At 70.7% G+C, this 17627-nt stretch carries 18 protein-coding genes; 8 read left to right on the top strand and 10 right to left on the bottom strand.

Annotated elements, in window-relative coordinates; translation table 11 throughout:
• Positions 1-5: 5 nt before the first annotated feature.
• The 3 genes from ACFWPQ_RS21060 to ACFWPQ_RS21070 form a co-directional block, all read right to left on the bottom strand.
• On the bottom strand, positions 6-983 hold the full coding sequence (locus ACFWPQ_RS21060; protein ID WP_384036635.1) for an alpha-ketoacid dehydrogenase subunit beta: 978 nt from the start codon (positions 981-983) through the stop codon (positions 6-8).
• Complete coding sequence (locus ACFWPQ_RS21065) at positions 980-2176, bottom strand: thiamine pyrophosphate-dependent enzyme (RefSeq protein WP_384036638.1); 1197 nt, start codon at positions 2174-2176, stop codon at positions 980-982. The genes ACFWPQ_RS21060 and ACFWPQ_RS21065 overlap by 4 nt, the downstream gene beginning before the upstream one ends.
• A 64-nt stretch (positions 2177-2240) precedes the next feature.
• Positions 2241-3392, bottom strand: a complete 1152-nt coding sequence (locus ACFWPQ_RS21070; protein ID WP_384036640.1) for an acyl-CoA dehydrogenase family protein — start codon at positions 3390-3392, stop codon at positions 2241-2243.
• Positions 3393-3566: 174 nt separating this feature from the next.
• On the opposite strand from ACFWPQ_RS21070, the gene ACFWPQ_RS21075 reads away from it, so the two are divergent.
• From ACFWPQ_RS21075 to ACFWPQ_RS21090, 4 genes are all read left to right on the top strand, one after another.
• On the top strand, positions 3567-4016 hold the full coding sequence (locus tag ACFWPQ_RS21075; RefSeq protein WP_384036643.1) for an Lrp/AsnC family transcriptional regulator: 450 nt from the start codon (positions 3567-3569) through the stop codon (positions 4014-4016).
• Between the two features lie 117 nt (positions 4017-4133).
• Positions 4134-4943, top strand: a complete 810-nt coding sequence (locus ACFWPQ_RS21080) for a class II aldolase/adducin family protein (RefSeq protein WP_384036646.1) — start codon at positions 4134-4136, stop codon at positions 4941-4943.
• 49 nt (positions 4944-4992) lie between these two features.
• Positions 4993-5400, top strand: coding sequence for a RidA family protein (locus tag ACFWPQ_RS21085; protein ID WP_384036648.1), 408 nt, complete (start codon positions 4993-4995; stop codon positions 5398-5400).
• Positions 5361-5711 (top strand): alpha/beta hydrolase, encoded by a 351-nt coding sequence (locus tag ACFWPQ_RS21090; protein WP_384036651.1) that lies wholly within the window; start codon positions 5361-5363, stop codon positions 5709-5711. The genes ACFWPQ_RS21085 and ACFWPQ_RS21090 overlap by 40 nt, the downstream gene beginning before the upstream one ends.
• On the opposite strand, the gene ACFWPQ_RS21095 is transcribed toward ACFWPQ_RS21090, so the two are convergent.
• The 3 genes from ACFWPQ_RS21095 to ACFWPQ_RS21105 form a co-directional block, all read right to left on the bottom strand.
• On the bottom strand, positions 5663-6265 hold the full coding sequence (locus ACFWPQ_RS21095) for a helix-turn-helix domain-containing protein (protein ID WP_384036654.1): 603 nt from the start codon (positions 6263-6265) through the stop codon (positions 5663-5665). The two genes, ACFWPQ_RS21090 and ACFWPQ_RS21095, sit on opposite strands and share 49 nt — an antisense overlap.
• A 92-nt stretch (positions 6266-6357) precedes the next feature.
• Positions 6358-7053: an alpha/beta fold hydrolase gene (locus tag ACFWPQ_RS21100; protein ID WP_384036656.1), complete on the bottom strand. Its 696-nt coding sequence runs from the start codon at positions 7051-7053 to the stop codon at positions 6358-6360.
• Positions 7054-7307: 254 nt separating this feature from the next.
• Positions 7308-7934 (bottom strand): TetR/AcrR family transcriptional regulator C-terminal domain-containing protein, encoded by a 627-nt coding sequence (locus ACFWPQ_RS21105; RefSeq protein WP_384036659.1) that lies wholly within the window; start codon positions 7932-7934, stop codon positions 7308-7310.
• A 95-nt stretch (positions 7935-8029) separates the two neighbouring features.
• Between ACFWPQ_RS21105 and ACFWPQ_RS21110 the strand changes: the two genes are divergently transcribed.
• The 4 genes from ACFWPQ_RS21110 (at position 8030) to ACFWPQ_RS21125 (ending at position 12690) form a co-directional block, all read left to right on the top strand.
• Entirely contained in the window at positions 8030-9508 is a 1479-nt protein-coding gene (locus tag ACFWPQ_RS21110; protein ID WP_384036661.1) for an FAD-dependent monooxygenase, read from the top strand.
• A gap of 13 nt (positions 9509-9521) precedes the next feature.
• Positions 9522-10277 (top strand): SDR family oxidoreductase, encoded by a 756-nt coding sequence (locus tag ACFWPQ_RS21115; protein WP_384036663.1) that lies wholly within the window; start codon positions 9522-9524, stop codon positions 10275-10277.
• Positions 10278-10482: 205 nt separating this feature from the next.
• Complete coding sequence (gene dacB, locus ACFWPQ_RS21120) at positions 10483-11811, top strand: D-alanyl-D-alanine carboxypeptidase/D-alanyl-D-alanine-endopeptidase (protein WP_384036666.1); 1329 nt, start codon at positions 10483-10485, stop codon at positions 11809-11811.
• Positions 11812-12054: 243 nt separating this feature from the next.
• Positions 12055-12690: a hypothetical protein gene (locus tag ACFWPQ_RS21125; protein ID WP_384036669.1), complete on the top strand. Its 636-nt coding sequence runs from the start codon at positions 12055-12057 to the stop codon at positions 12688-12690.
• Positions 12691-12726: 36 nt separating this feature from the next.
• Here ACFWPQ_RS21125 and ACFWPQ_RS21130 read toward each other — a convergent pair whose 3' ends face one another.
• The 4 genes from ACFWPQ_RS21130 to ACFWPQ_RS21145 form a co-directional block, all read right to left on the bottom strand.
• A complete protein-coding gene (locus ACFWPQ_RS21130) occupies positions 12727-13803 on the bottom strand; it encodes an AraC family transcriptional regulator (protein ID WP_384036672.1) in 1077 nt (358 codons plus the stop codon).
• A gap of 61 nt (positions 13804-13864) precedes the next feature.
• Positions 13865-15292, bottom strand: coding sequence for an aldehyde dehydrogenase family protein (locus ACFWPQ_RS21135; RefSeq protein WP_384036674.1), 1428 nt, complete (start codon positions 15290-15292; stop codon positions 13865-13867).
• Positions 15293-15312: 20 nt separating this feature from the next.
• Complete coding sequence (locus ACFWPQ_RS21140; RefSeq protein ID WP_384036677.1) at positions 15313-16191, bottom strand: SDR family NAD(P)-dependent oxidoreductase; 879 nt, start codon at positions 16189-16191, stop codon at positions 15313-15315.
• Positions 16188-17534, bottom strand: a complete 1347-nt coding sequence (locus ACFWPQ_RS21145; protein WP_384036680.1) for a flavin-containing monooxygenase — start codon at positions 17532-17534, stop codon at positions 16188-16190. Before ACFWPQ_RS21145 ends, ACFWPQ_RS21140 begins: the two co-directional genes overlap by 4 nt.
• Positions 17535-17627 lie beyond the last annotated feature (93 nt).

A 17627-nucleotide genomic window follows, 5' to 3' on the forward strand; every position in this document is an offset into this window, starting at 1 on the left:
CCCTCTCAGTAGCTCATGCTGCGGTCGAGGGCATCGAGGATCCGGTCGACACCCGGCAGCCAGTCCGACTCGAGGCGGCTCGGCGGGTAGGGGGTGTCGTATCCGGTGACGCGGAGGACCGGCGCTTCGAGGAAGTGGAACTCCTCCTGCTGGATCCTCGCGGCGAGTTCGGCCCCGAACCCGTGGGACAGGGAGGCCTCGTGGGCGACGAGGGCGCGGCCGGTCCGGTGGACGGACTCCCGTACGGTGCCCATGTCCAGCGGCGACAGACTGCGCAGGTCGACGACCTCGACGCTGCGGCCCTCCTCGGCGGCGACCTCGGCCGCCTCCAGGGCGACGGGGACCGTCGGGCCGTAGGCGATGAGGGTGGCGTCGGTGCCGGGGCGCGTGACGCGCGCCCGCTCGATCGGTGCCGGGCGCCCGTCGGTGACGTCGCCCTTGCTCCAGTAGTGCCGCTTGGGTTCGAGGAAGATCACGGGATCGTCGTCGGCGACGGCCTGGCGGATCATGTCGTAGGCGTCCTGCGGGTTGGAGCAGGTGACCACCTTCAGTCCGGCCGTGTGGGCGAAGTAGACCTCGGGTGACTCCGAGTGGTGCTCGATGGAGCCGATGCCGCCGCCGTAGGGGATGCGGATGACGACCGGCAGGGTGATCGCACCGGCCGAGCGGTGCCGGAGCTTCGCGAGCTGGCTGATGATCTGGTTGGCGGCGGGGTAGACGAAGCCGTCGAACTGGATCTCGCAGACCGGGCGGTAGCCGCGCAGTGCGAGCCCGATGGCGGCGCCGACGATGCCGGCCTCGCCGAGCGGGGTGTCGACGACCCGCAGGCTTCCGAACTCCTCCTGCAGGCCGTCGGTGACGCGGAAGACCCCGCCCAGGCGTCCGATGTCCTCGCCCATCAGCAGGACCTTGGGATCGTCCTGGAGGGCTCTGCGCAGACCGTTGTTGAGGGCCCTGACCATGGAGATGCTCGAGCTGCTCATCGCGTGGCCCCCTTCTCGTGGACTGAGTTCGCCAGGCCGGCGTTCTCCTGACCGGCGCTCTCCTGGCCGGCGCTCTCCTGGCCGGCGGCGACGGACTGCAGGTGCTCGGACAGCTGGTGCCCGAGGTCGGCGGGCATCGTGGTGTAGGTGTGCTCGAAGGACGAGGCGGGGTCCGGCACGGGGAGCGACCGGCAGCCGGTCCTCAGGCGGTCGGCCAGTTCCCGTTCCCGCCGCTCGATGTCGGCGAAGTACTCCGCGTCGACCGCCCCGCTCGCGGTGAGGTGGCGGCGCAGCCGCTCCAGGGGGTCCCTGGCGATCCACTCGTCGGTCACGGCGGCGGGCCGGTAGCGGCCGGCGTCGTCGGCGGTGGTGTGCGCGTTGACGCGGTAGGTGACCGCCTCGATCAGGGTGGGCCCGCCGCCGGACCGGGCCCGGGCGAGGGCGTCACCGGTCGCCGCGAGACAGGCCAGCACGTCGTTGCCGTCCACGGCGACGCCGGGGAAGCCGAAGCCGGACGCGCGCCGCGCGACGGGGACGCGGCTCTGCACGCTGTAGGGGGCGGAGATGGCCCACTGGTTGTTCTGGCAGAAGAAGACCACGGGCAGGTTCTGGGCGGCGGCCCAGACGAACGCCTCGTTGGTCTCGCCCTCGCTCAGCGCGCCGTCACCGAGGAAGACCAGCACCGCGGTGTCACGGCTGTCGTCCCCCGAGCCGATCGCGTCGTCCCGGACCAGTCCCATGGCGTAGCCGACGGCGTGCAGCGTCTGTGCGCCGATGACCAGCGTGTACAGGTGGAAACGGCTCTCGTACGGGTTCCAGCCGCCCAGCGTCGTACCGCGGAAGAGGCCGAGGAGCGACACCGGGTCCAGTCCGCGGCACCAGGCCACACCGTGTTCGCGGTAGGTGGGGAACACCATGTCCTGGGCGCTCAGCGCGTGGGCGGCCCCGACCTGGGCGGCCTCCTGCCCGCGCAGCGAGGGCCACAGGCCCAGCTCTCCCTGGCGCTGGAGCGCGATCGCCTCGGTGTCCAGGCGGCGTACCAGGGCCATGTCCCGGTAGAGCGCGGGCAGATCGAGGACGGCGGGCAGGCCGAGCCGGCTGTCGGTCTCCAACACCCCCTCGGGTGTGAGGAACTGGACGGGTGCGTCGGAGCGTCGGGCGTCCGCGGTCGGTGTGGACGGCTTTCGTGGCATCACGGCTCTCGTTCTCGGGGGCGCCCGGGAGGGCACCGGCGGATGTGGGGTGGACAGGCACCGACTACCATGTGGCAGCGGCAAGTTGACGGCTGATCACCAGGCGCTGGATCTGGTTGGTGCCCTCGAAGATCTGGGTGATCTTGGCTTCCCTCATGAGCCGTTCCACGGGGTGGTCGAGCACGTATCCCGCGCCGCCGAGGACCTGGACGGCGTCGGTCGTGACCGCCATCGCCGTGTCGGTGGCGATCAGCTTGGCCACACTGGCCTGCCGGGTGTACGGCTTGCCGGAGTCCTTGCGACGGGCGGCCACCAGGTAGGTCGCGCGGGCCGCCTCGGTCCGCGCCGCCATGTCGGCCAGCAGGAATCCGACGCCCTGGTGCTCGATGACGGGGCGCCCGAACGTCTGCCGGTCCCGGGCGTAGCCGACGGCGTAGTCCAGCGCGGCCCGCGCGATGCCGACGGCGACCGCGGCGATCCCGAGCCGGCCGGCGTCGAGCGCGGCCAGCGCGATCGGCAGTCCCTGACCCGGAGTTCCGACGATCCGGTCGGCGGGGAGGACCGCGTCCTCGAAGTGCATCTCGGCGGTCGTCGAGCTGCGCAGCCCCATCTTGCGCTCCGGTGCCCCCGCGACCAGCCCCGCCGTGCCGGCGTCGACGTGGAAGCAGGAGATGCCCGAGCGCGGGTCGGGAGAGGTCCGCAGGAAGACGGTGTAGAAGTCGGCCTCGCCGCCGTGCGTGACCCAGGACTTGGTACCGCGGGCCGTCCAGCCCCGCGGGCCTTCGGACGCGGACGCGCGCAGCGCCGCGGGATCGGATCCCGCGTGGGCCTCGGACAGGGAGTACGCGCCCAGCAGTCTTCCGCTCAGCATCCGCGGGAGGAGTTCGGCCCGTTGGGCCTCGGTGCCGAACGTGGCCAGGGGCAGACAGGCCAGGGTGTGCACGCTGATGCCCACGGCCACCGCGGCCCAGCGCGCGGCGATCTCCTCCAGGACCTGGAGGTAGACCGTGTACGGCTGTCCCCCGCCGCCGACGTCCTCGCCGAACGGCAGGGTCAGCAGCCCGACCTCGCCCAGGAGCTCGAAGACCTTGCGCGGGAACCTTCCCTCGTCCTCGAACTCGGCGGCCCGCGGTGCCAGTTCCCTGTCCGCGATGTCCGTGACCAGTTCCAGCAGGTCATAGGCCTCACGGGATGGCAGTTCGCGTTCGACTTGCACTGCTGTGCCCCCTCCTGCGGTCGTCTCCCGGGGTCGTCTCCCGGTGGGGGACCACAGTCGGCAGCGCTCGACCCGTGGTGCAATAAACCTGCCGAGTTCTTGCGGTGCGCACAAAATTCCCTATGAGCGACCCGGGTTCCACGCAAGGAACCTGCTTCCGAGTGAGGTGTGGAGATGTCCGGTACCGAGCATGTCGACAGCGTGGACAGCATGATCATCGACCTGCTGGTGCAGGACGGCCGGCGAACGGTCACCGAGATCGCGGACCATGTCAGCCTGTCGCCCTCCGCCGTGAAGCGGCGCATCGACCGACTGGAGCGGATCGGGGTCATCGCGGGCTACACGGTCATCCTCGACCACAACAAGCTCGGCTCCGGCTTCGAGGCCTTCGTCGAGCTCAGGTTCGCCGGGGACGTGAAGGTCGAGATGATCACCATGGCGGCCACCAGCGTCCCGGAGGTCCTGGAGGTCTTCACGGTGGCCGGGGACCCCGACGCGCTGGTCCGGGTCCGGGTGTCCGGCGTCCAGCATCTGCGGGACGTCATCGACCGGCTGCGCCGTTCGGGGCCGGTGATCGGGACGAAGACGCTGATGGTGCTGGGGGCGTGGCGGCGGGACGGGTGAGGAGCACCGGAATTTGCCCACTGGGCACATTGATTTGCCTGTCAGGTTGACTTCGCGCGTCCGTCGCCCCCACTCTGAAGGAGGCCCGACCGCACCAACCGAGGGAGGCATCACCGCATGTCCGTGTCGACCGACAGCGCCGGCGCAGCGGAGCTGGAGAACATCGGCGAGCTCGACATACCCCAGCTCTCGGAGGCCAGGGACTCCGTGGAGTCGGAACGCCGGCACCGCAAGGAACAGCTCGCGATCGCCTTCCGGGTCTTCGCCCGCCACGGGTTCGACGAAGGCATCGCGGGGCACATCACGGCGCGCGACCCGGAGTTCCCGGACCGCTTCTGGGTCAACCCCTACGCCGTCCACTTCTCGAAGATCCGGGTGAGCGATCTCCTGCTCATCGACGAGCAGGGGCGCGTGATCGAGGGCGACCGCCGCACCAACAAGGCGGCGTTCTGGATCCACTCCTCGATCCACCAGGCACGCCCCGACGTGGTCGCCGTCGCGCACGCCCACACGATCCACGGCCGGGCGTTCGCCTCGCTCGACAAGCTGCTCGACCCGATCGTCCAGGAGTCCTGCGCCTTCACCGGCGACCACGTGCTCTTCGACGAGTACAAGGGGCTCGTCCTGGAGAAGGCGGAGGGCGAGCGCATCGCCGAGCGGCTCGGGGACAGCAGGGCCGCGATCCTGCGCCATCACGGACTGCTCACGGTGGGCGGGTCGGTGGAGGAGGCGGCCTGGTGGTTCATCACCATGGACCGGGCCTGCCAGATGCAGCTCCTGGCCGACGCGGCGGGACGGCCCCGGATCATGAGCGACGAGGAAGTGACCCTGGCGCACCGGCAGTTCAGCAACGCCAACATGGCCCGGCACAACTTCAACCTGCTCGCCGGACTCGTGACGGACGAGGAACCCGACGTCCTGGACTAGCGAGGACGACACCTGCCCGACGACGATCGACGACGATTCTGGAGAACCGATGCCGATTCAACGCGTCAACCCGGACGCTCTCGCGCCCCCGGTCCAAGACCTCTACAGCCACGCGGTGACGGGCACCGGCACCCGCTTCATCGCCATCGCCGGCCAGATCGCCCTGGACAAAGACGGCAACCTCGTCGGTCCCGGCGACCACGAGGCACAGGCCGAACAGGCCTTCCGCAACTTCCGAATCGCCCTGGAGGCCGCGGGTGCCACCCCGGACGACCTGATCAAGAACACGATCCACGTCGTCGGCCACCGGCCCGAGCTGGTCGGACCCATCTTCGCCGCGGGCGGTCGCGCCTTCGACGGCAAGTGGCCCGTCTCCGCGAGCACCTTCCTCGGAGTGCAGACGCTCGGCATGCCGGAATGGCTCATCGAAGTGGACGGGTTCGCGGTCCTCCCGTAGGAAAGCCGCCAGAAGAACCTGGATCGCCGTGTCGGCGAACAGCGCGGCTGGGCATCGCCGTCGTCGCCCCGGACTACCGGCTCACCCCGGAAAACCCCTGCCCCGCCGCCTTCGACGACTGTCACGCCGCGGTGGCCTGGGGCACCGACAAGGCCGAGCCCCTGGGCTTCGACGCCTCACGCCTGGCCCTGGGCGGCCACTCCGCCGGCGCCGCGATCGGTGGGACCCTGGCCCGAGGCCTGCCCCAGTGCGGGGTCGGGTGTCAGCCTCGTGGGGCCGCGGCGCCGCGGCGGGACGCGGGGATGGGGTGACGCATGGGAACGGTCGCCGCGGTCGAGGCGATCAGTACGGTGGCCTCGGCATCCTCGTCGTTGACCAGGCGATGCTCCTTCGACGAGTCGAAGTGCACCGAATCACCGGCTCCGAGCTGCAGCGACGTCCCGGAGATGTGGAGCGTGACCGTCCCGGTCAGCACATGCAGCCATTCCTCGCCGACATGCCGGGCGGTCTTGCTGTGCTTGCCGGGCGTCAGGTCGACCCGGATGACGGACATCGTCTCGCGCGGGCCGCTGAGTACGGTGTAGCGGCCGTCCTGGCCGTCCCGGGTCATCGCCGTGTCGGCGCGCACCAGATGGAAGTCGTTCTCGTCCGGTTCCTGCACCAACTCGCTGATGGACACGCCGTAGACGCGGGCGATCTGCAGCAGGCTCCCGATGGAGGGCTTACGGACACCCTTCTCCAGACGCGACAGATGCGCCGAGGAGATGCCGGTCTGTTCGGCCAGGGTGGTCAGGGTGATACCGCGCTCACTGCGCATGTCCTTGAGGCGTTGGGCCACCCAGAGATCGGTGTCTTCGATCGACATTTCGGCAAGATAGCATGCCTGTCAGGCAAGAGACATCACCTGACAGGCATGCGGCTACCGCGGCCGGACCCACTCGACCGCACCCGTCGCGCCTACACGAGGTTCAGCAGTTCCCGCGCGAGCACCTGCGGTTGCGTCAGCAGGTCGACATGGGTGACGCCGGACAGTGCGACGACCCGGAACCCCCGTTTCTCAGCGGAGCCGGCCATGTCCTTGAAGATGGCCTGGTCGGCGCAGTAGAGGTACGTGACCGCCTTGCCGGCCAGCACCTCCTCGCTGCCCGGGCCCAGCGGTTCCTCATGGGTGCGCCGCGGCATCGGCGTCAGCCTGCCCGACAGCCATGCGGCACCCTCCTCGTCGGCGCCGAGCGAGTCCGGGTTCAGCGGAGCGACCTCCCATTCCGAGGGCCCCGGCGCATCGGCGAACGCCGGCTCCAGCCACGGCAGCAGGCTGAACGCCGACTCGCCGGTCACGGGGGCGAAGGCGTCGGCGTACGCCACCTGCGCGATGCGGTCACCCGCGAGCGCGGCCACGCCGGTGATCACCATCCCGCCGTAGCTGTGCCCGACGAGGACCGCATCCTCGACCCGCTCGAACTCAAGCAGTTCGACGACATCCCGCACGTGCGCGCCCAGTCCGACGTCCGGCGCGGAGAGGTGCCGACGCTCGGCGAGACCGGTCAGGGTCGGAGTCAGGACGCGGTGCCCGGCATCCTCCAGCAGGGGGCGCAACCGGTCCCAGACCCAGCCGCCGCCCCAAGAACCGTGCACGAGTACGAAGGTTGGCATTTGCCGCTCCCAGGAGGGTCCGGGCCCCGAGGCCCCACGTCCGCGAGGACCCCGTGGCCCTCCCCCACAGGGTCAGCAACCATCACGCGACAGTCAACCTACCTGGCACATAAAATTGCCTCCTAGGTCACCTCCCTCCGGCGTCATCCGGACCTGAGGTGCGGCGAACCCCGTCCGCAACAGCCTCGACAACCTGGACGGCCGCCGGAACGAGTCGGCCGCCATCGACCCGAGCGATCCCGGACGCCTCCGGCTCAAAGTGGGGGAGACGGCCGACCGGTGAGGATCGCGACCACGCCGAACTCGAATCTCCCGTCGAAGGACCCCGGCGCGAGATGGGCGGCCACACGGTGCAGTGAAGGGTGGGTCGTCCCGGAGACCGCGTTCGCCAGCGCCTCCCCGAGGGGGCGGTCTCCGGCCGCCTGCTGCTCCTGGGCGAGGCCCAGGGTGAAGTAGATGAGCGCCCACGCGGTCCAGGCGACCTCGCGGTCTTCGAGGCCGCACTCGATCAGTGCTCCCACCAGGGTGTCCGCGAAGCGCAGGGTGTGCGGTTCGACGCCGTACGTGCCGACGACGAGCGCGGCGCCGTCACGGTGGGCGAGGAGCGCACGGCGGTAGCGGCGGGCCAGTTCGCGGGCGCGTTCGTCGGGGGCCGACGGCAGCTCGTCCAGCCGGATCTCGCCGAGCACGGCGTCCGCCATCAGCTCCAGCATCCGGGCCTTGGTCTTCACATGCCACAGCACGGTGTTCATGCGGACGCCGAGACGGTCGGCGACCGCCCGGGTGGACAGCGCGTCCAGGCCGTTCTCGTCCAGCAGCTCCAGTGCCGCACCGATCACGGCGGCCGGATCCAGGCGGTCGCCTTGTTGCCTGTTGGTCATTGACCTAGTTTACTGACCGCGCCAGACTCTTGGTCATCGACCAAGAAAGTTGGCGGTCTCAGAACCTGGCCACAGACCCAAGGAAAGGTGATCGCATGGAGAAGCAGCAGGTCGTCATCGCCGGCGGCGGGCCCGTCGGGCTCTGGCTCGCCGCCGAGCTGCGGCTGAACGACATCTCCGTCATGGTCCTGGAGGAGCGCACCGAGATCGACCAGCGCTCCAAGGCGCTCACCATGCACCCGCGGAGCATCGAACTGCTGGCCTCCCGCGGGATCCACCAGCGGTTCCACGACGAGGCACCGAAGATCCCCACCGGCCACTTCGCCAACCTGCACAGCCGGCTGGACTTCTCGCTGCTGGACACCCCGTTCCCGTACACGATCTTCCTGCCGCAGGCCCGCACCGAGGAGCTCTTCGAGGAGTACGCCCGCGGGCTCGGCGCCACCGTACGGCGCGGCCACCGTGTCACCGGCTTCACCGAGCAGGCGGACTCGGTGACCGTGCAGGTGGCGGGGGAAGAGGGGTCCTACGCGATCGAGGCCGGCTACCTCGTCGGCTGCGACGGCACCCGCAGCACCGTGCGCGAGAGCGCCGGAATCGACTTCCCGGGCACCCCGTTCAACTTCCTCGGCTGGCTGGGCGACGTGGCACTCGACAACCCGCCCCCGCTCGCCTTCAACCGGTTCAACGAGCACGGCGGTGTACTGGTCGCACCGCTGCCCGGCAACCGGTGGCGGCTCGCCGGCACCAGCCCCGACGGGGGCACGACGGAGTGGCCCGGCGATCTCACCATGGACGAGCTGCGGCAGAAGACCGTCGCCATCACCGGTGACGACTTCGGCATGCGCGACCCGTCCTGGCTCTCCCGGTACAGCAACACGACCAGGCTGGCCACCGAGTACCGACGCGGACGTGTCCTGCTCGCGGGCGACGCCGCCCACCAGCACTTCCCCACCGGCGGCGTCGGCATGAACTACGGCATGCAGGACGCCCACAACCTGGGCTGGAAGCTCGCCGCCACCATCGACGGCTGGGCCTCCGAAGGCCTGCTGGACACCTACCACACCGAACGGCACCTGGTCGGGGCCCAGTTGGAGGAGCACAGCCGCGCCCAGACCCTCCTGCTGACCACCTTCACCCCCGAGGCGCTCGCCATGCGCTCCCTCACCGCCCAACTGATCGCCGCTGTACCGGAGTTCGGCCGGATTCTGGCCGGAAAGATCAGCGCGATCGGCATCGGCTACCCCAGTGACGACCCGGCGGCCCACCCGCTGACGGGCACCCGCACCCCCGGACTCACCTTCACCGGCACCGACTTCACCCTCTTCGGCCTGCTGCGGGCGAACGCGTACCTCCTCCTCGACCTGACCGCCGACGGCGTCCTCGCCGATCGCGCGCAGGAGCGGATCACCGTGCACGGCGGGTCGCCGGACCGGGCCCACGACGGCTGGGACGATGTGCGCGCCGCCCTGATCCGGCCCGACGGGCATGTCGCCCGCGCCTGGACGGAACAGGACGACGCCAAGCTCGGCGCGGCCGTGGACGACGGCATCGCCGCAGCTCTGGGTCACTGAGGGGAGGCGGACCATGGATCTCGAACTCAAGGACAGGGTGTACGTCCTCACCGGTGCCACCCGCGGTCTGGGCTTCGCCGTCGCCCGCGAACTGGTCGCCGACGGGGCCCGGGTGGTCGTCGCCGGCCGCGACGGGAAGCGTGCGGCCGAGGCGGCGGCGGAGCTCGGTCCGAACGCGGCCGGCGTCGGCGTCGACAACGCGGACCCGCGGGCACCGGAACAGCTGATCGCCACCGCACGGGAGCGGTTCGGCGGCTTCGACGGCATCCTCGTCAGCGTCGGCGGACCGCCCGCCGGCCGCATCGCGGACCACACCGACGCACAGTGGCAGGCGGCCTTCGAGTCGGTGTTCCTGGGTACGGTGCGGCTCGCTCGCACGGCCGCCGCGGAGCTGTCGACCGGGGGCTCCATCGGGTTCGTCCTGTCGATCACGGCGTACGAGCCGGCCCCCGGGATGATTCTCTCCAACGGGCTGCGGCCCGGCCTCGCCGGTCTGGCCAAGTCGCTCGCGGACGAGCTGGGGCCGCGCGGCATCCGCGTCTTCGGACTGCTGCCGGGACGGATCGGCACCGATCGCATGCGTGAGCTGGACGGGCTGTCCGCCGACCCCGAGGCCACGCGGGCCGCCAACGAGTCCCGGATCCCGCTGCGGCGGTACGGCACACCGGAGGAGTTCGGACGCGCGGGCGCGTTCCTGCTGTCCCCGGCGGCCTCGTACCTGACGGGGCTCATGCTCCAGGTGGACGGCGGCGCGCGGCACGGCTTCTGACGGTGCGCGGCGGCGCACGGCGTGTGCGGCGATGCGGGGAGGTGTTCCTCGGCCTCGGTCGGGAGCACCTCGCCGGCGGCGCGGGTGTGAACGTCCACAGGAACCGCCCAGGAATCGGGATCATGCCTGTAACTTTCACTCTTGAGAACCCAGGTTCTCCCTGTCAACTCCCCTTTCCGCCGCAGCACTTCGCCGAGAGGCCGGTATGTCCAACCCCCCATCCCCCGCTCTGACGACCGCTCGTCACCGCAAGGCGAAGACCCTGCACCCCGCACTGCGCCGCGTCGCCGTCGTCGCGGTGACCGTCCCCGTCGCCGGGACGATCCTCTTCGGTACGACCGCCTTCGCCGCCGGCAACACCGTCTCCACGGCCACGGCACTCGACCCCGCCGAGCAGAAGATCGCGGACGATCTCGGCACCCGCGTCCAGGACACCCGTCTCGGCACCACCCTCAGCGGAGTCGTCATCGACGCCGAGTCCCAGAAGGTCGTCTGGGGCCACGACGCGGCCACCGCGCTGATGCCCGCGTCCAACACCAAACTCGGCACCGCCACCGCCGCGTTGACGGTGCTCGGCCCCGACCACCGGTTCACCACCAGGGCGGTCTACGGCAACGGCACGCTCACCCTCGTCGGCGGCGGCGACCGCACCCTGACCAGCGCCGACCTCGCCACGATGGCGAAGAGCGCCGTCGCGGGCCTCAAGAGCGCGGGTCTCACCTCGGTCGCGGTGAAGGTGGACGACAGCCTCTTCCCCGCGCCCACGCTCGCGACCGGCTGGAACGACGGCTACTACCCGGACTCCGTCGCGCCGGTACGGGCGTTGGTGGTCGACGGTCACCACGTCACGGACACGTCCCTCGACGCGGGCCAGACCTTCGCCAAGCTCCTCGCCGCGCAGGGCGTCACCGTCACGGGCACCGTCGCCCACGGGACCGCCGGCACGGGTGACGTGCCGGTCGCCCAGCACCAGTCCGACGCACTGTCCACCATCGTGAAGCACATGCTCAAGGTGAGTGACAACGATATCGCCGAGACACTGCTGCGGATGACCGCGATCGGCGCCGACCGCCCGCCCACCTTCGAGGACGGCACGGCCGTCGTACGCGAGGTGCTCGCCCGGTACGGCGTCTCGCTCGACAACTACGAGATCCACGACGGCAGCGGTCTGTCCCGTGCCAACCGCATCCCGGCACAGACCATCGCCGACATCCTCGACGTGGCCGACGCCCCCAGCAACGCGCAGATCCTCGGCTCCATCATCGACGGCCTGCCCGTGGCGGGAGAGGCCGGCTCCACCCTGGGTCCCGAGTGGGGCCGGTTCGACACGGCGGACTCGCAGTGCGCCGTCGGCAAGGTCATGGCGAAGACGGGCACCCTCACCGGTGCGATCGCGCTGAGCGGGCTGACCAAGGCCGGGGACGGCCGCTGGAAGATCTTCTCCTTCATCGAGAACAACTCCACCGCCGACCCGGCCGCCATCAAGGACGCCCTGGACGGGCTGGCGGCCACGGTCAACGGCTGCTGGGCGTAACCGATCCCCAGGAAATGATCTCCGCGGTGGTCGACGCCGAGCCGCGGGCGGCGACGGAGCCGCTGCCGCCCGGGCCCGAGCGTCGGCCACCGCCGTGTCAGAGGGAACCGCCGCTCCGGCCAGGTTCGTGTCCAGGTACAGAAGGAAGGCGAACCAGACGAAGTCCGCGGGGGAATCATGCAGATCATCGAGGTGACCGGATACTCCGTCAGATCTGCCGCGATCACGATGAGGCGGACGGGGATGCCACTGGAATTCGTGATCTTCCCGATGCTGCACGTGGCCTCGCCCACGTTCTACTCCCAGGTCCGCCTCAGGCTCAAGGAATGCGACCTCATCGTGCTCGAGGGAATCCGGGGGAAGTCGGCCGGAGTGAGCGCCCTCACGCTGGCCTACCGGTTCGCTCCCCGCCGAAGGCGCAACGGCCTTCAGGAACAGCGCGCAGACACCCTCCTTCCCAAGGACGTGCCGGTCATCAACCCGGACGTGACCGCGGCCGAGGCGATCGAGGACCTCAAGACACTGCCGCGGTGGATGTACCTGCTGCTCATGATCGCGGCCCCGGTGATGGGCCTGGTGTTCGCGCTGCGCGGTCCGAGCGCCTTCCTCGACGAGGACCTGGCGGTCGAGGACCTGCCGTCGACACTGCGGGCGGAGATGCTGGCCGACAATCCCGTGGAGCAGGCGATGACCGGCCGGCGGGACCAGCGGTTGCTCGACGCGCTCGGCCGGATCCACGCGGAGCGCGGCCACGAGGCGATCCGGGTGGCCGTCGTCTACGGGGCAGGCCACGTCCCGGCGATCGTGTCGGGACTGTGGGACCGCTACGGGTACCGGCCCCGGGAAGCGGAGTGGATCACCGTCTTCATCCAGCGGTGAACCGCCCGGACCGGCACCGCGGTCTCCCGGATCGCCTCACGGGGCGCTGTCTCCGCCGGTGTCCGAGAGGAACGCCGCGCGGAGTTGCAGCGGCGCCATGCCGTGCCAGCGGTGGACCGCTCGGCGGAGGGCACGTTCGTCGGAGAAGCCCGCCTGGCGGGCCACCTCGCGGAGGGTGAGGTGGGGGCGGTGCAGGAGGTGTTCGACGCGTTCACGCCGTACCCCCTCGACGATCGCCTCGTAGGAGGTCCCGCAGCCGGCCAGGCGGCGGCGCAGCGTGCGTTCGCTCGACGCGTGTCGGCGGGCCTGTTCGGCGAAGGAGGGGACCTCCGGAAGGCTCTGCGCGACGGAGATCTCCAGTACCTCCAGGAGGTCCTGCTGGCGGCGACGTGAGGCCATCTGTGCTTCGAGGAGTTCGAGGGTCGCGGCGTAGGTGACCGGATCACGGCCCGGCATGGGTCGGTTGATCCATGTCTGCGGTACCACCAGGCGGTTGCGGGACGCGCCGAAGTGGAGGGGGCAGCGGAAGAGGTCGCGGAACGGCTGGACGTCCTGTGGGGCGGGGAAGGCGAAGTGGATGTCCTGCGGTGTGAGGCCGGCGCCGGCGGCGAGGCGGCCCAGCGTGACGACGCTGGAGAACGCCTCCTCGACGAGGAAGACGGCGACGAGCGGGTCGACCTCCGGATCCGGCAGGTCGGCCCGCACCACGTAGTCGGGGCCTTCCGGGCCGGCCGACCAGACCGTCATGGCCCCTGACACGTTCTGGAAGCGCACGCCCGCGTCGATGGCCGCCCGGAGGGTGTCACTGGCGAGCATGGCGAAGCCCAGCAGCCCCCAGGCGGTGAGGTGCTGCGCCGCTCCCACTCGCAGGCCCAGGTTCTCGTCCCCGGTGAGTTCGATGGCGCGCCGGATGACGGCACTGCCCTGGCGGTAGGAGACCCGCAGGGCCGCCGATCCCAGCAGGGCCTCGGTGAGGCCCACCTGGGTCAGCTCCGGGCGCAGGTCGACGCCGTACTCCCCGGTGATCTGGCCGAGATAGCGCAGGATGTTCGGCGAGATCGTCGCCGACGTGCTGCGCGTGGTGCCGTTCTCCGGACGGGGTGGCTCGGGCATGGCTTCTCTCCAGGGCCGTACTGGCGACCACTTTAGGCAGTCGCGTCCGCTTTCCGCCTTGTCAGCGCGTGCGGATCCACACCGTCTTCTCCCTGGTCCACTGGTCGAAGGCGTTGGTGGACCGCTCCGCCCCGCCGAATCCGGACTGCTTCCAGCCGCCGAAGGGGGAGGTGATGTCGCCCTCGCTGTAGGCGTTGACGGAGACCACTCCGGCCTGGATGCCGCGGGCGAGACGGACGGCGGTGTCGAGGTCGCGGGTCCATACGGAGGCGGCGAGGCCGTAGTCGGTCCCGTTCGCCGTCCGGATCGCCTCCTGCTCGGAGGTGAAGCTCTGGACGGTGACCACGGGACCGAACAGTTCCTCGGTGAGGACCCTGCTCCCGGCGGGGGCGCCGACCACGACGGTGGGCGGGTAGTAGGCGCCGCGTGGGTGGAGGCCTTCCGGCAGCCGGGGTGCGTGCGCCACGGCGCCGGCGGCGACCGCCTCGGCCACGGCGCCGGCGACCCGGTCCCGCGCGGCAGCGCTGATGAGCGGTCCCATGCGGGTGTCCGGGTCGGCGGGGTCCCCGACGGCCAGCGCCCCGGCGGCGGCCGTGAACCGGGCGACGACCTCGGCGGCGATGTCCTCGTGGACCAGGACGCGGGAGCCGGCCGTGCAGTTCTGGCCCGCCGTCAGGAACGCGGCCTCGATCATGTCGTCGACGAGTTCGGCACCGAAGTCGAGCGCGTCCGGCATCAGGACCTGGGGGCTCTTGCCGCCCATCTCCAGGGAGACCCGTTTGAAGTTGGTCTCCGCGGCATCCGCCAGGATCCTCCGTCCGGTCGCCGTCGAGCCGGTGAAGGACAGGGCGTCCACCCCGGGATGGCGGGCGAGCGCCCGGCCGGCCTCCGCCCCGTGGCCGGGCAGGACGGTGAGCGTCCCGTCCGGCAGCCCCGCTTCGGCGGCCAGTCGGGCCAGGTGGAGGGCCGAGCGGGGTGTCGCCTCGGCCGGCTTGAGCAGCAGGCTGTTGCCCGCGGCGAGGGCGGGCCCGACCTTCCAGGCGGCCATGGCGAGGGGGTAGTTCCACGGGAGGACCGCGGCGGCCACTCCGACGGGTTCCCGGCTCATCAGGCCGAGGTGGTCGTGGCCGGTGGGCGCGACGCGCCCGAAGACCTTGTCGGCGGCCTCCGCGAACCAGCGGATCGACTCGATCGCGCCGGGCACGTCGCCCGTACGGCAGTCCGTGATCGGTTTGCCCGCGTCCTCGCAGTCCAGGCGGGCCAGGATCTCGGCGTCGCGTTCCATCAGGTCCGCGAGGCGCAGGAGTACGGTGGCCCGCTCCCGGGGCGGTCGGCCCGACCAGACCCCGCTGTCGAAGACACGGTGGGCCCGCTCCACGGCTGCGTCCACCTCGCCCGGGGTGGCGGCGGGCAGGGTGTCCAGGGTCTCTCCGGTCGCCGGGTTGACGATCCTGAGCAGACGGACGTTCGTTTCGGTGATCACGGTCATCTCTCTTTCACCAGTCCCGGTCATGCGTCCCTCACCAGTTCCCAGTGGCCGTCGACCTGACGGGCCAGCCCCCTGCGCCGCAGGTCCTCCAGATAGCGGGCCAGGCCGCGTTCGCCGCGCCTGCGGAAGAGCGGGAGCAGCCGGGGGAGGAGGTTCGGGGCAAGCATGGAGAAGCGGACCAGGAGCGATTCGCCGACGCGTGGATACGCCTCGAAGCGCGGCCGGTCGAGCAGGCTGACCACGGCGGCGACGACGTCGGACGGCTGCTGCGGCGGGTCCTGGAACTGGAGGGAGTTGCCGCCGTCGACGGCCTCCCGGCGCAGCATCGGGGTGTCGGTGGCCGACGGCAGGACCGAGCCGACGTGGATGCCTTTGGCACCCAGGTCGAGGGCGATGGACAGCATTGCGCCGCGCAGCCCGAACTTCGACGCCGCGTAGATGGGGGTCTCCCCCTGGGGGAAGATCCCGGCGAGTGACACGGTGGTGATGATGCGCGGGTCGGCGGAGGCCCTGAGCAGGGGAATGGCGAGCCGGGTCGCCACCAGCGGCGAGATCATGTTGAGGTCGATCTCCCGCTCGATGCTCTCCACCGCCCGCACGTCGAAGCGCTCGGTGCTGGTCATGCCGACGTTGTTGACCAGTACGTCGAGGCGGCCGAAGGCGGAGGCGACGTGCTCGAAGAGGGCCGCCACCCCGGCCCGGTCCAGCAGGTCGCAGCCGAGGCCCAGGTGACCGGCGCCGGGCAGGGCGTCCGCGACCCGCCGCGCGCGCTCACCGTCGATGTCGACGACAACGCACACGGCGCCGCCGGTCGCGAACCGCCGGCACAGCGCGCTGCCGATGCCGCCCGCGCCGCCGGTCACCAGCATCACCTTGCCGGTGCAGTCGTAGCCGCTCATGCCACCGTCTCCCTGCTGCGGAGGGTCGGCACGGCCGGGGGGCGCCCCTCGGTGGGCCAGCCCATGGCGGCTGCGACCTTCTTGAGGTACTTGGTGTACGCGGCGCTGTCGACATAGCCGGTGTGGCGCGGGGAGTCCACGAACCTCAGGCCGCCGGTCAGGTCGGGGCGGTCATCCCGGATCATGCGGGCGAACCGCTCGGCGTTCGGCAGGCCGCGGCGGGTGTCCTGGACGAAGCCCGCGATCAACTGCGCTTGCGTGTCGAACAGTTGGTAGGCGCCGGAGTTGGTCTCGATGAAGCCGACGCCGAACAGCCCTTCGTGCTCGCGGGAGAACGACGACAGGTACAGGTCGGGGTGCTGCTCGTCGCCGAAGTAGCGCTGCGCGACGGGCACTTTGTGGACGTAGCCGGTGGCCAGCAGGATCAGGTCGAAGTCGTTGCTGGTGCCGTCGGTGAAGTGGACGGTACGGCCCTCGGCCCGTGCGATGCCCGGTCGTGCGGTGATGTCGCCGTGCTGCAGGTGGTGGAGCAGCATCGAGTTGACCGTCGGATGGGTCTCGAAGAGCTTGTGGTCCGGTTTCTGCAGGCCGAGGCGGCGCGGATCGCCGTTGATGATCCGCAGGAGTGCGCCGAACAGCTTCTGCTCCAGCCACTTCGGCATCCGGGGACCGACGCCTTCGAGGGTGTCCACGGGCCTGCCGAACACGTGCTTGGGGATGAACCAGTAGCCGCGGCGCATGCTGATCTCCGCGTGGTCGGCGGCCCGGGCCGCGTCGCAGGCGATGTCGCAGCCGGAGTTGCCGGCGCCCACCACCAGGACCCGCTTGCCGCGCAGTTCGTCGCTGCTGCGGTAGCCGACCGTGTGCCGGATCTCGCCGCTGAAGTCACCCGGGATCTCGGGGATGTTGGGGTGCCACTGCGCGCCGGTGCAGACCACGACCTGCCCGTGCCGGCTGGTCCGTCCGTCGGACCGGGTGACCGTCCAGGTGCCGTCCGGGTTCTTGGCCACGTCACGGACCTCGGTGCCGAACTCGATCCGCTCCGTCAGCCCGTACGCGTCGGCGAAGGACGTCAGGTACGACAGGATCTGCCGCCGCGAGGGGTAGTCGGCGAAGTGGTCGGGCATCGGCCGGCCGCCGAAACCCGAGAGGGTCCTGCTGGAGATGAAATGCGCCGACTCGTACATCGGGCTGCCCGGGTTGTCGATGTCCCACAGACCTCCCGGCCCCGTGTGACGCTCGATGTGCGTGTAGGGAAGCCGTCGCTCACCGAGCGCCCGTGCCACTGCCAGCCCCGCGGGACCCGCACCGATGACACATATGTCGAATTCGGACTCCGTCACGAGTCCACCTCCTCTCGTCGCCACGTTTCGGCGTGGGAGGAACTTAGGCAGCGGGCGGGCACCGGCGGACTGGCCCGTGCGGCCACATAGGGG

The sequence above is a fragment of the Streptomyces sp. NPDC058464 genome (assembly GCF_042721035.1).
Taxonomy (GTDB): Bacteria; Actinomycetota; Actinomycetes; order Streptomycetales; family Streptomycetaceae; genus Streptomyces.

Coding starts and splice junctions, on each gene's coding strand:
- ACFWPQ_RS21125 (WP_384036669.1), top strand. CDS start 12,055: ATGCCACTGGAATTCGTGATCTTCCCGATGCTGCACGTGGCCTCGCCC.
- ACFWPQ_RS21130 (WP_384036672.1), bottom strand. CDS start 13,803: ATGCCCGAGCCACCCCGTCCGGAGAACGGCACCACGCGCAGCACGTCG.
- ACFWPQ_RS21140 (WP_384036677.1), bottom strand. CDS start 16,191: ATGAGCGGCTACGACTGCACCGGCAAGGTGATGCTGGTGACCGGCGGC.
- ACFWPQ_RS21095 (WP_384036654.1), bottom strand. CDS start 6,265: ATGTCGATCGAAGACACCGATCTCTGGGTGGCCCAACGCCTCAAGGAC.
- ACFWPQ_RS21065 (WP_384036638.1), bottom strand. CDS start 2,176: ATGCCACGAAAGCCGTCCACACCGACCGCGGACGCCCGACGCTCCGAC.
- ACFWPQ_RS21080 (WP_384036646.1), top strand. CDS start 4,134: ATGTCCGTGTCGACCGACAGCGCCGGCGCAGCGGAGCTGGAGAACATC.
- dacB (WP_384036666.1), top strand. CDS start 10,483: ATGTCCAACCCCCCATCCCCCGCTCTGACGACCGCTCGTCACCGCAAG.
- ACFWPQ_RS21135 (WP_384036674.1), bottom strand. CDS start 15,292: ATGACCGTGATCACCGAAACGAACGTCCGTCTGCTCAGGATCGTCAAC.
- ACFWPQ_RS21075 (WP_384036643.1), top strand. CDS start 3,567: ATGTCCGGTACCGAGCATGTCGACAGCGTGGACAGCATGATCATCGAC.
- ACFWPQ_RS21100 (WP_384036656.1), bottom strand. CDS start 7,053: ATGCCAACCTTCGTACTCGTGCACGGTTCTTGGGGCGGCGGCTGGGTC.
- ACFWPQ_RS21115 (WP_384036663.1), top strand. CDS start 9,522: ATGGATCTCGAACTCAAGGACAGGGTGTACGTCCTCACCGGTGCCACC.
- ACFWPQ_RS21060 (WP_384036635.1), bottom strand. CDS start 983: ATGAGCAGCTCGAGCATCTCCATGGTCAGGGCCCTCAACAACGGTCTG.
- ACFWPQ_RS21105 (WP_384036659.1), bottom strand. CDS start 7,934: ATGACCAACAGGCAACAAGGCGACCGCCTGGATCCGGCCGCCGTGATC.
- ACFWPQ_RS21090 (WP_384036651.1), top strand. CDS start 5,361: ATGGCTCATCGAAGTGGACGGGTTCGCGGTCCTCCCGTAGGAAAGCCG.
- ACFWPQ_RS21110 (WP_384036661.1), top strand. CDS start 8,030: ATGGAGAAGCAGCAGGTCGTCATCGCCGGCGGCGGGCCCGTCGGGCTC.
- ACFWPQ_RS21085 (WP_384036648.1), top strand. CDS start 4,993: ATGCCGATTCAACGCGTCAACCCGGACGCTCTCGCGCCCCCGGTCCAA.